Origin of the sequence: Microcoleus sp. PH2017_35_SFW_U_B, from assembly GCF_020737865.1 — a bacterium.
Lineage (GTDB): Bacteria > Cyanobacteriota > Cyanobacteriia > Cyanobacteriales > Microcoleaceae > Microcoleus.
The window spans coordinates 1-12,300 of record NZ_JAEQDE010000128.1 but is presented as its reverse complement, the minus strand read 5'-3'; the positions used below and the strand labels follow the sequence as shown (position 1 = coordinate 12,300).

Annotated in this window: 6 protein-coding genes; 3 read left to right on the top strand and 3 right to left on the bottom strand. The window is 45.9% G+C overall.

The genetic code is table 11. The features are described from left to right. Nucleotides 1-178: 178 nt before the first annotated feature. Entirely contained in the window at nucleotides 179-1,324 is a 1,146-nt protein-coding gene (locus JGK36_RS29870; protein ID WP_293180213.1) for an aldo/keto reductase, read from the bottom strand. Between JGK36_RS29870 and JGK36_RS29865 the strand changes: the two genes are divergently transcribed. Further along, a complete protein-coding gene (locus JGK36_RS29865; protein WP_293201264.1) occupies nucleotides 1,323-1,541 on the top strand; it encodes a hypothetical protein in 219 nt (72 codons plus the stop codon). The two genes, JGK36_RS29870 and JGK36_RS29865, sit on opposite strands and share 2 nt — an antisense overlap. A gap of 157 nt (nucleotides 1,542-1,698) precedes the next feature. Here the strand turns inward: JGK36_RS29865 and rpiA are convergent, their stop codons facing one another. Beyond that, complete coding sequence (rpiA, locus tag JGK36_RS29860; protein ID WP_293180219.1) at nucleotides 1,699-2,415, bottom strand: ribose-5-phosphate isomerase RpiA; 717 nt, start codon at nucleotides 2,413-2,415, stop codon at nucleotides 1,699-1,701. Nucleotides 2,416-2,623: 208 nt separating this feature from the next. Here rpiA and JGK36_RS29855 point away from each other — a divergent pair, with 208 nt between their 5' ends. Continuing rightward, complete coding sequence (locus JGK36_RS29855) at nucleotides 2,624-7,072, top strand: tetratricopeptide repeat protein (protein WP_293198536.1); 4,449 nt, start codon at nucleotides 2,624-2,626, stop codon at nucleotides 7,070-7,072. Between the two features lie 378 nt (nucleotides 7,073-7,450). Here the strand turns inward: JGK36_RS29855 and JGK36_RS29850 are convergent, their stop codons facing one another. After that, nucleotides 7,451-11,395: a PAS domain S-box protein gene (locus JGK36_RS29850; protein WP_293180228.1), complete on the bottom strand. Its 3,945-nt coding sequence runs from the start codon at nucleotides 11,393-11,395 to the stop codon at nucleotides 7,451-7,453. A 171-nt stretch (nucleotides 11,396-11,566) separates the two neighbouring features. Here JGK36_RS29850 and JGK36_RS29845 point away from each other — a divergent pair, with 171 nt between their 5' ends. After that, nucleotides 11,567-11,731 carry a hypothetical protein gene (locus tag JGK36_RS29845; RefSeq protein ID WP_293198533.1) on the top strand — a complete coding sequence of 55 codons (165 nt, stop codon included), beginning with the start codon at nucleotides 11,567-11,569 and terminating at the stop codon, nucleotides 11,729-11,731. The last annotated feature ends 569 nt before the right edge of the window (nucleotides 11,732-12,300 follow it).

The window sequence follows — 12,300 nt, the reverse complement described above, 5'->3', positions numbered from 1 at the left end:
TCGCGAGCTGACTAATGACTAATGACTAATGACTACTGACTTATCGCCCGAATGGATGAGAAGGATGGGTGATGTTGGTAAGAACAACTCAAGTATAGGCTAATGAGGTACGCGTGCATAAGTCTCACGTGTTCCGGCTCACAAACCCGGTTTCTGTCTCGAAACCGGGTTTTTTATATTATTCTTGGGATAAGCGTTGCACGGCTTCGCCTCCAAAAAGTCGATCGGCTGCTTGCAATATACTAGGAATTTTCGCAGCGTGGGGGCTGTGGGCGAGACAGCGGCGCAAGTCTAATTCGTCGAGGCGATCGGCTTTTTTGCCCGGAAACCAGTGGCTGGCGTTACCCAAAAGGTTGTAGCGCATCTTGCAATAGTCGATCGCATCGTAAGCATTCGCCAAATTCCACAGCCACAAAATCACTCGAATGTTAACCTCTCCGGGAGTATTTTCGATAGTTGGCAAACCGAAGTCCCAAGTCTTAAACCAATCTTCTCCTAATTTATCAATTGCTGCATTTTCCAGCCTTGCTAATATCGGCGGCAAAATTTCATCAGCTTTATCTAACAATTCTACAGCTTTTAGATGCTCGTTAAAATCTTCAGGTTTTGCTGCACCCACGCTCAAAGTATGTACTTGCGGGTGCGACAAACAAAATAAATCATTAAACACCATTGGACTCAGCGGATAGCACAAGTCTACCAACTTTTGGGGCGGATTGTAAAGTTGACCGCCTTTGTCGGAAGGACTGATAATAAAAACGCCCATGTCGTGACGTTTGGCTGCTTCAATTGCGGGCCAATTATTTTGATTGATGTAGTACCAGTGCAAGTTAAGATAATCGAATTGATTGGTTTCAATAGTTTTGACAATCACATCCGTAGGGCCGTGAGTTGAAAAACCAATAAACCGAACTTTGCCTTCTGCTTGCAATTTTTTTGCCACATCCAAGCAGCCGCCCGGGCGCATAGAATCCTCTAGAAATTCCCAGGTATTAATGCCGTGTATGGAAAATAAATCGACGTATTCTAGCTGTAAATAAGCTAAGGATTTATCAAATTCTTCGCGAAATGCCTCGGAGTTGGCTTGAGGACAAACTTTTGTTTGTACTATCAACTTTTCGCGAGGGAACTGCGGCAAAATCCACCCCAACTGCATCTCAGAAGTGCCGTAACCGCGAGCAGTTTCTATGTGATTGATACCGCATTCGATTGAGTAGCGAATTGTCGATTCTAGATTTTGTTGATTGTCTGGTGGAATCTCATTTGCTGGCACATCTTGCCATTTGTGGTGATATCTCATGCCGCCACAGGAAAAGACGGGCATGGATAATTCTGTGCGGCCGAATCTGCGATATTGCACGATCAAAATAGAGATACGAATTTATACTATTATAGCAATTTTTTGGGAATTGGGAATTGGGAATTGGGAATTGGGAATTGGGAATTGGGAATTGGGAATTGGGAATTGGGAATTGGGAATTGGGAATTGGGAATTGGTAATATCATGTCCTCTTGATTGCCATAACAAAAACGGTTTGTAGTACGGACTTAAGTCCGCACTACGAACGAATTTTAATGCGGTTAATCGATCGGACATGATATAAAAAGCTTGAGTAGCTAATTAACCGTAGGGTGCTTCAGGCTGAATATTCTTGAGTAGACTGCTAAACTTTTCCTTCCTGATTCACCCTACTATAACTATTTAGAAATTTCCCGCACTACAGGTTTGCCGTCCTTAATTTCGCCTACTAAAACCAAATCTGTACAATTGACAAACAAGCCATTTTCTAACACGCCTGGAATGTTATTCAAAGTTTTTTCTAATTCCGCAGGATTGTCAAGGTTATCAAATTGAACGTCGATTACCATATTACCTTGGTCGGTAATTACCGGGCCTGCTTTTCTGATTCCCATGCGGAGTTCTGGTTTACCGCCCAATTTTTCAATGGCGCGAGTAACGGGGGTAATTGCCATCGGTATAACTTCGATGGGGACGCGAAAAGTCGAACCCAATTTATCTACCATTTTGGAACTGTCAACTACTACAATAAACTGAGCAGCGAGACAATCGACTACTTTTTCGCGGGTGTGGGCGGCGCCACCACCTTTAATTAAGTTGAGGTGCGGATCTACTTCGTCAGCGCCGTCAATGGCTACGTCAATTCTGTCAATTTCGTCGAGGGTTGTCAGCGGTACTCCGTACTGTTTGGCTAATACTTCTGATTGAAAGGATGTGGGAACTCCTTTGATATCTTTGAGTTCGCCTGATTTTATGCGATCGCCCAATGCTTGAATAGTATAAGCTGTAGTTGACCCCGTGCCGAGTCCGACAATCATACCAGATTTTACGCGATCGGCAGCAGCAAAGCCAACTTGCTGTTTCATCAATTTTACGGGGTCTTGTTCTGTGGTCATGTTCGGTAATCCTCAATAGCTTTAAGATTATACCATTTATTATGGATTTATTTAACCGCAGAGAGCGCAGAGAACGCAGAGAGGAAAAAGCAGAAGAGACGGCACTCGCAAATTGTTTCAAGTGGGAAATTCTCTCTTTCTTCTCTGCGCCCTCTGCGCCCTCTGTGGTTAAAAAATCTAGTTCACAAATCGGCGGATAATTGCCATAATGAAAATCGGATTTCTCGATACCTACACTTGGGATTACAACATTGAAACTCCTTACCGCGAACCTTTGGGCGGCACTCAGTCGGCTATTTGTTATTTAGCTGAGGCGTTGGCAGCCCTGGGAAATGAGGTATTTCTACTCAACAATACTTCGGAACCGGGGATGTGGCGCGGGGTTGATTGCAGGCTGCGGGTGGCGGACAGTGCTAATTTGGAATTATTGCGATCGCTCGATTTTTTGGTTGTAGTCAATATAGTTGGTAAGGCACTGGAAATTAAGCCTTTTTTGGGCGCGCACACTAAATTGATTTTGTGGATTCATAACGAACCAGGCTTTGTTTTTCTCCAAGATTTCCAGAATGTTCAAGAAATTAATGTTTGTGATGCTTTTGTTTTTGTCAGCGACTGGCAGCGCGAGCAATTTCATACTTGTTTTGGGATTGATTTAAATCGTAGTTGTGTTTTGAGAAATGCGATTGCACCTTGTTTTGCTAACATTTTTGCCGATAATATTTCGATCCAATCTCAAAAATCTCGACCGCCCATTCTAGCTTACACTAGCACTCCATTTCGCGGACTGGATATTTTATTAAATGTTTTTCCCGAAATTCGTCAAGCTGTCCCCGGAACCAGATTAAAAGTATTTTCTAGCATGAAAGTACACCAAATAGACGACAATGATAATCAGCTTTGTTTCGATCAACTTTACGAAGAGTGTCAGGAAATAGAAGGTGTCGAGTATGTCGGTTCGGTACCGCAACCCGAACTTGTCCGGCAACTGCGTTCAGTCGCGGTTTTAGCTTACCCGAATAGCTATTTAGAAACGTCATCGATTGCGGTGATGGAGGCGATGGCTAGCGGTTGCCGCATTGTGACGAGTGAATTGGCAGCTTTGCCGGAAACAACGGCTGGATTTGCGCGTCTAGTTTCTATGTCAGGGGTGGAAAATTTGGCATCGGTAACTGATTGGAAGCGTGCAGGTACACCGGATTGGGAGGGATATACAAGGCGGTTTTTAGATGCGACAGTCGAAGTTTTAAAAGAGTTTACGGGTACGGGCGGTGCAATTGCTGAAACTCATCTGAGACAGCAGGTAGAATATATCAATCGAGGGTCTACTTGGTCTGTGCGAGCCCGAGAGTGGGTAGAATGGCTGAATAGTATTAGTGTAAAACCTGTAAGAGTGGCAGAGCAAATGATCCAAGAGTTTTTGGTGGATTTAGAATCAGCTCAAACATATTTTGTCAAGGGAAATCGCCTGAAAGATAGAGGAGATCTCGGTGGCGCCATCGAGAGTTATCAGAAAGCTTTAGAGTGCAATCCCAAAGATGCGGAAGTTCATAAAAAGTTGGCGGAAGTTTATGTTTTGCAAGGAGAATTCGATCGCGCGATCGCCCAATGCAACCTCGCCATCAAATTTCAACCGAATTTTGCTCCCGCGTACCTGACAGCGGGCAATGCCCTGCACGGCCAAAACCAGCTAGAAATGGCAATTCAAGCTTATTTGCAAGCTTTAAAACTTCAGCCGGATTTAGCAGAAGCCAGCGCGAATCTTGGCAGTATGTATTACAAGTTAGGGCAATTGGGACAGGCGGCAAAGGCTTACCAACAAGCTCTTGCTATTAATCCCGGTTTGTGCTCGGTGAATTTGATGCTAGCCAGCGTTTTGCAGCAGCAAGGAAAGTTAGATGCGGCTATTGCTTGCTGTCAAAAAGTGCTGCAACTGCAACCGGAAAATGCCAGCGCTGCGGAAATTTTATCCAGTTTAACCGCACAAAAACAGCAAGAAACTACCGATAGCAAATTTCTCGCATTAGAAACAGAATCTGACGAGCAACAACCAGTATCTGTCAACAAAGATGAAGGCTATGGATTGCAGCCTTCGAGTATCAATTTGCCACCAGCACCTAATCCTGAAAATTTAAATACTCCGTTTACCAACCCTGCTGAAGTTTCCGAACAAGTTACCTCGCTGAATGTTCCAGATATCACACAAGTTGCTAATTTTCAAGAAGTAGAACAGTACAAAAAACTGGCAGAAAACTTTTTAGTTAAAGGGAAAATTCAAGAGGCGATCGCAGCGTGCCACCAAGCTATCAAAATTAGACCTGATTATACCCATGCTTATGTAACTTTAGGCAATGCTTTGCAAGCGGTTGGTAAAATGGAAGCTGCGATTCGATCGTATTCTCAAGCCTTAGAATTGCAGCCAAATTTTGCGGAAGTGCGCGCCAACATCGGCAGTATGTATTTCAAAATGGGTCGTTTGGAAGAGGCGATCGCCCATTACCAACAAGCGATCGCCCTGAGTCCAGATTTAGCGGGCGCTCACTGGAATTTAGGCAAAGTATATCACAAACATGGCAACATCGACGCTGCGATCGCCTGTTTTCAGAGAACATCCGAACTCAACCCGCAGCTTGTCGGCGCCGACTTCCACTTCAACTTAGGAAACCGACTGTTTAGTCAAGGTAAGCGCGACGAAGCCATCGAAAGCTACCAAAAGGCGATCGCCATTAAACCGGATTGGGCAGAGGCCTATGGTAACATCGCCAGCGCGCGATCGCAGCAAGGAAATCTCGATGCTGCCATCGTCGCATACCAGCAAGCTGTTGCTTTAAAACCCGAATTAGAAGTGCTGCACTTCAATTTAGCCAATTCTTTCATGCAGCAATACAACTACGAAGCAGCGATTGCTAATTATCAAAATACTCTGAAAATCAAGCCCGATTGGCCGGAAGTTCACGCTAACATCGGCAGTTGTTTGTCCATGCAGGGCCTGCTGGAAGAAGCTTTAGCCAGCTATCAGCAAGCTTTGGCCTTAAAACCGGATTGGGCAGAGGTTTACTGCCGGATGGGACACATTCAGAAGCAAGATAAGCCGTTGGAGGCGATCGCATATTTTGAAAAGGCGATCGAATGCAACCCCAAATACAGCGAAGCCCACCAACAACTGTGCGACTTGCTAAGCCACTCCACCAACCTAGCCAGAGCCCGCAGCGTCGCCGACAAATACTGCGAATTCTGCGGTGAAAATGCCCCAGTCATGTCAGCCACAGCCTACGTCTTTTCCTACCTCCAATCAGGAGTCAGCAAACAGGCAATTGAGAAACTCGAAGAAATCGAACAACTCTGCTACGAAAAAGTCGAAACCTTTAGCGTCATCGAACTCAAACTGCTTTACGAAATCTTCCTGTTTGCAGTTTCCCACCTCCGAGACAACCGCGAAAAAAATGCCAGTTTCTACCGACTAATTGCCAAAGAATACTACCAAAAAGCCGTCCCGCAGCGACAGCAAGCCAACAGAATCAAATCCGCAAATTATTTAACCAAACAACAGCCATTAAAAATCGGCTTCCTTTCCAAACACTTCCGCCGCCACTCCGTAGGCTGGTGCAGCGAAGCCTTAATCCGCGAATTAAGTCGCATCACTCCCCACGTTCATCTTTACGTGACAGGTAAACTCAACCGAGACGAAGTTACACAGCGGTTTGAAGAAATGGCCGGCAAGTTTTACTGGCCGAAAAAATATCCCAACGGTTTTGCTGACGGTGGCGAAATCTTCGCCGAAGTAGTCCAAGACGATTTGGATGTATTAATAGACTTAGACTCGATGACAGTACCGACAAATGTCGAAGTTTTGTACCAATATCCGGCGGGGATTTGCGTTTCTTGGCTGGGGTTCGACGCGCCATACATTTCGGAGAATCACTACTTTCTGTGCGACGAACACACTCATCCCCCAGGTGTTGACAAAAATTACTTAGAACAGTTAGTGAGATTGCCTAATTGTTCGGTAGCAATTGGCGAACTGCAAAGCATTCCTGTGAATCGAGAGGCGATTAGAAATGCCCTCGGGATTGGCTTGGATCAAATGGCTTATCTCTGTGTCGCTCCGGGCAGAAAAACTAATCCTGAAATGGTGCAAGCTCAAGTTAGAATACTTAAGCAAGTACCAGATAGTATGTTGATTCGCAAAGGTCAAGGCGATCCGGATATAATTCATAGCACATACCGCGAAGAATGCGATATTCAGGGAGTAGATTTTGAACGGATTAAGTTTATCGGCCAAACCCGAAGTGAAGAAGAACATCGCGCTATTTATTATGTAGCCGACGTGTTGTTAGATTCCTATCCTTACAACGGCGGGACTCACAATTTAGAGGCTTTGTGGGCGAATTTGCCAGTAGTAACGAGATCCGGCGACCAATATCTTTCACGAATGGGTTATGCTTTTCTCAAAAGTGCAAATCTCGATGTGGGTGCAGCTTGGAGTTGGGAAGAATACACGCAGTGGGGAGTTAAGTTTGGGCGCGATGCTGGTTTGAGAAATGCGGTGAAAGAGCATTTAATTAAGTCTAAGCAGTCTGAAAATCTTGCGCCTTTGTGGAATCCCAAACAGTTGGCTAAAGATATGTATGAGGTGTTTCAGAAACTATTAGCTAAATAGGTTAGTCAGTTGACAGTTGACAGTTGACAGTTGTCATTAGTTGTGAACTCTTTCTCCCTTCTCTTCCTCTGTGTCCTCTGCGCCCTCTGCGGTTCAAAAAAAAAGAGATATCAGGTAGAGAAAAGCGATTTCAAGATATTTGTACGCAACCTTCAGTAAATTTTTGTAACAAAATCCGTGAAAATGCGTAAAAATTCCGCGCCGAGTCCGATATATAAATGCTGATTCATAGTACCGCGATCGCCCTAACCTTATGCCGGTTGGCGCGATCGTTTTTTTGTAATTCCTCAACTGCCAACTGCCAACTGCCAACTGCCAACTGTCAACTGCCAACTGCCAACTGCCAACTGCCAACTGCCAACTGACTACTGACTACTGTCAACTGTTAACTCGATCGCGCCCGCCAGACTTAGCCCGATACAGCGCCTTATCAGCAGCTTCAATCAGCATCTTCGGCGAATTTTGACCTTCAGCAATCGTCGCCACCCCCATGCTGAGAGTCACACAATCGGTGACAACAGACTTGAGGTGGGGAATTGCCAAAGCTTTGACGCGCCTGCGGATTCCCTCAGCAAAAGCCTGTGCAGCGGCGATATCCGTATTTGGCAAAATTACCCCAAATTCCTCGCCACCGTACCTAGCAGCTAAATAAAGGCGTTCTGCGGGTGCGTGGGCGCAAGCATCCCCGATCGCCCGCGCGACTTGTTGCAAACAAGCATCCCCAGCTTGGTGGCCGTAATTGTCGTTATAAAGTTTAAAACAGTCAATATCGCACATGATCAAAGATAGCGGTTCCGCAGTGCTCGACTGCTCCCATTCCCGATTAATCACCTCGTCAAACCGACGGCGGTTAGCTAGCTGAGTCAGACTGTCCAAATTCGCCAACCCGTCCAACCGCTGGTTAGCAGCAGCTAACTGCTGGTAAAGTAAAGATTGTTCGATCGCGATCGCCACTTGAGTAGCCAACTCACTCAGCAAATCCATATCAAACGGCTGCCACTCGCGGGGCGCCGAACAGTGGTGGGCAATCAACAAACCCCACAACTTCGGCACTTGACAAGAAGGATTGCCGTCACGGTGTTCGATTCCCTGCTGCACGATGGGCACCACCAAATTCGCCTTCACCTGACACTCGGCCAAAAAATTGACGTGGCACTCGGCAAAATTAGAAGCCTGAATGTTTTCTACAGCGCGAATTCTGCCCTTTAAATACTGTCCCACATAAGTATTAGCAAAACAGCAATCCTCGATCGCCATCCCCATCAGCGGCATCCATCCTGCGCCCACCGACTCCACCACCACATCCCCGTTCCAATCTGGCCGGAAGCGGAAAATAATCACCCGATCCGTCGCCAAAAACTCCCGCACTTCCGCTACTGTAGTCTTAAGAATATCTTTGAGATCCAGAGAAGAACGGATGCGAGATTGAATTTCGGCGATCAGGCGTTCCCGCTCAACTTGCTGGCGCAGAGCCACTTGCACCTGCTTGCTTTCAGTAATATCTCGACCTTCCGGTAGCAGCAAGACAATTTTACCAGTTTCGTCTGCCACCGGTTTGAGAGAAAAATCGATAGTTGCCGTGCGGTTTACCCCTTGAACCTCCACTTCATAGCGGACAAATTCACCTTTTGCCGATCGAGAAATCGCCTCTTGCAACTGTTCCCGAACTTCCGGAGAAACTCCCCACCAAGGCCCCTGCCAAAACGGTCGATTTGCCACATCCCGCAGCTTAATTCCCGCGAAATCTAGAGAAGTTTGGTTAGATTCCAGCAAAATGCCATCCGGTTTTAGCAAGCTAACAAATTGGAAAGAAGAATCAAAAATTGCCCGAAAGCGCCGTTGAGAATCTCCCAACATTGCCGTCACCTTTTCGCGAGAAGTAATATCGCGGAAGCGCCACACCCTGCCAATAATATTTTGTCCGACTCGAATCGGCTGCGTGTATCGCTCAAAAGTCCGGCCGTCTTTAAAATCGAGAATATCGCAGCCTTCGGACTCCGCATCGCTATAAATTTCTCTCACTCTCTGTAAAAAATCCCTCGGATCTTTAACTTGCTTAGTGAGAAACGTCAGCCGCACCGTTCTATCCAGTGAGTTTCTAACTTCTTCATGAATCCCCCACATTTGAACTAACTTTTCATTAAAACTAATCAATTCTCCGGCATTAGTAACAGCCAGAATGCCGTCTGCCGTCGCTTCCATAGTAGCGTGCAACAAAGAGCGCGATCGTTCTAATTCTGCTGCCATTAATTTGCGTTCCGTGAGATTTCGCACTGCTTTAACCTGCACCAAACGACCTTCGCAAACTACAAATTTGCTACGCACGTCAGCAGGAAAAGCAGTCCCGTCCCGCCTGAGAAAAATCGTTTCGCAGACTGTATTGCTGGGTGCAGAAATCATTTGTGGTGCCATTTTGTAAGATTTTGGCGACAGCAGTTCCAGCAAACTCATTCCCACCATTTCCGCAGGTTCGTAACCGAACAGTTCGGCAAAATCCCTGCTGACGCTCAAAATTGTGTCGCGATCAGCCACGGCAACTGCTTCAAAATAAGCTTCGCATTCGAGCAATTGTGCTGCTGTGCTGCTACCGTGTTCCCCGGCATAGCTGTTGTTCATTAGCTGTTGCATTTGCGTATTTGCCGAATACAGAGCGGCCATTGCCTGCCGATACATAGCAGTACGTTTCTCAACTTTTTCAGTAAGGCGAGCGCGATTTTCTCGCAGTTCTCTTTCGACTCTAATTAAATCTGTAATATCTACTGCAAACACGATAACGCCAGCCACTTGACCTGATTCGTCGCGGTAAGGTATTGTATCTGTCCGCACCCAGCATTTGTGACCGGTGGCAGTTGGCAGCAGTTGGACTTTTCCCAATTTGGGAACGCCAGAATTGATGACTTCTAAATCTTCTAAATAATATTGTTCTGCTTCGTCTGGATAGATTTCATAAAAAGATTTGCCTTCTAGTTGATTTGCGGGCAAACCTCTCGATGCAGCGGCGGCTTGATTAATTCGCAACAAGCGGCTGTCCGTATCTTTGTACCAAATCATCGCCGGCACCGAATCAAAAATAATTTGCTGTTCTTGGTGCTGGCGGCGCATTTCTGCTTCTACTTGTTTTCTTTTAATTATTTCTTGTTCCAGTTTTTTGTTAGCTTTTTTAAGTTCTGCCGTGCGTCTTTCTACTCTTTCTTCTAGTTGGTCGTAGTATTGACTCAGCATATTTTGCTGCTGTTCGCGCCGCATAGCTTCTAATTTTAAGCTTTCGCTAGCCAACAAACTTGACGATACAAATTCTGCTAAGATTGTAGTTAATTCGTGTTCTTCTTCCGTCCACTGGATGCTGGAACCCCGGCGTTCAGCGCTGACTATTCCAGCCATTTGACCAGCCAGCAAAATCGGTACATTCAACAGGGCAGTCGTACCCCGATCTGCAAAATAAAGACTTGCCAGTTCTCGCGTTCTCGGGTCATTTTCGGCTGCCACCGTTGCGATCGCATTTACGGATTTTAAGGCTTGAAAATACGCCGGACAGTCGGCCGCTGTGATGATTATTTGTACGGAATGGAGTTTGGTATTTTGTTCGTAAAAGTCGATACAGTGAAGCTGGGTTTTGTCTTCCCCGTACAGCCAAATACTGGCTCGATCGCAGTTGACAATACTGACAGCGGTTTCCGTGACTTCGCGGATGAATTCTTCTATATTGTTGCGTTCTTTAAGTTGACTTTTGGCTAATTTTGCGATCGCCAAAGTTGAACGGCGCCAATTGTCCTGAGAATTTGGCGGCGGTGCTACCGGCGCAGCGGCCTTAATTTCTTCGCAAACTAACAGTACCACCGGCCGTTGGAAATTGGCAACTGAGTGACTATCGGTATTTTCGTCTATTTTCCATTCTACCGCAGGCAAAGCGCGCGCCGTTGCTTTTACCCACATAATTTTGCCGTCTTTGCGAGTCAAACAGCCTTCCCAACAGGCGACTTTTGGATTTGACGTACCTTTTGTCGGGTGAACCAATCTCGCAAATTCTGACTGCATTTTCCCTTGATCTTGGCAGTAAAATATGTTAAAAATTGAATGACAAATTAATTCCTGCGACCTGTAGGCGAGGCGAGATTCGCCGAATTGATTGAGGGAAAAAACTCTTCCCAAAGCGTCTAGGACGAAGTAAATGCCCGGAAAATTATCGTAGACAGTTCGATACCAATCCTGTTCGACTTGTTGTTTGGTGGACGAAACTTTCGTGGCCGCGAGATCGTCCCCCGTACCTGTCAAGTGAGAATTGTTGGTTTCTGGGTTCCTTGAATGATTTTTTTTAGCAAACACTTTTAGCTTAACTCGACTGTAATTAATTTTACTTTCTGGAATTTAACTTTCTTGTGAAACTAAATTTAACCTGTTATTTGAAAAAGTTACAACTTGTAACAAAATTACAGCTTTTCCAGCGCGCTGGTTTTCGCTTCCGATGCAACCCCTGTGTTTGTATAGAAGGAAGAGTTGACAGTTGACAGTTGGCAGTTGGCAGTTGGCAGTTGGCAGTTGGCAGTTGGCAGTTGGCAGTTGGCAGTTGGCAGTTGGCAGTTGATAGTTGGCAGTTGGCAGTTGGCAGTTGGCAGTTGGCAGTTGGCAGTTGGCAGTTGGCAGTTGATAGTTGATAGTTGATAGTTGACCGAAAGAAGGAAGACGGAAGACGGAAAACGTTCGAGGGAAGACGGAAAACGTTCGAGGGAAGACGTTCGAGGGAAGACCTTTCATTGCAATCAACCACAAGGGTTTCGGCAATTAAGAACATCTTAACCCTCTTAGCGGTTGCAGTAGTTGCTAGACCGTCTGCGTGCGGGAGATATTTCCTGTGGCGTTGCCGTGTCAGCAGTTAAAACAGCAATTACCCCCTGTGTACTTGTAGTATCCCCGACAATGGAAAAAATTGGCAATCAATTGTTTTAACTAATACGAGTGGGAAGTCCCGCACTCTATCCGTTTACAGGATGAGTGACGGGATGAAAACGAGCAGCAAGCAAATTGAGCGATAGCGAATCCATGATAGAATCGAAATAAGCGGGGATGATAAGAGTAGCCGTGGTGGGCGAACTTTCCGTTGTATAAATGCTAGACACCACCTATCAGTTTCTGACTGGTAGCCCCAAAATCCCTTTCTTGCCGTAAAAGAGCTGATGGATGGGTGAAAAAATCAACAATTCTACTCCTTGGGACACAGGGAGTCTGCCGGA

Excerpts from the sequence above, each read along its gene's own strand:
- JGK36_RS29865 (WP_293201264.1), top strand. The coding sequence starts at position 1,323 with ATGGATAATTCTGTGCGGCCGAATCTGCGATATTGCACGATCAAAATA.
- JGK36_RS29870 (WP_293180213.1), bottom strand. The coding sequence starts at position 1,324 with ATGCCCGTCTTTTCCTGTGGCGGCATGAGATATCACCACAAATGGCAA.
- rpiA (WP_293180219.1), bottom strand. The coding sequence starts at position 2,415 with ATGACCACAGAACAAGACCCCGTAAAATTGATGAAACAGCAAGTTGGC.
- JGK36_RS29855 (WP_293198536.1), top strand. The coding sequence starts at position 2,624 with ATGAAAATCGGATTTCTCGATACCTACACTTGGGATTACAACATTGAA.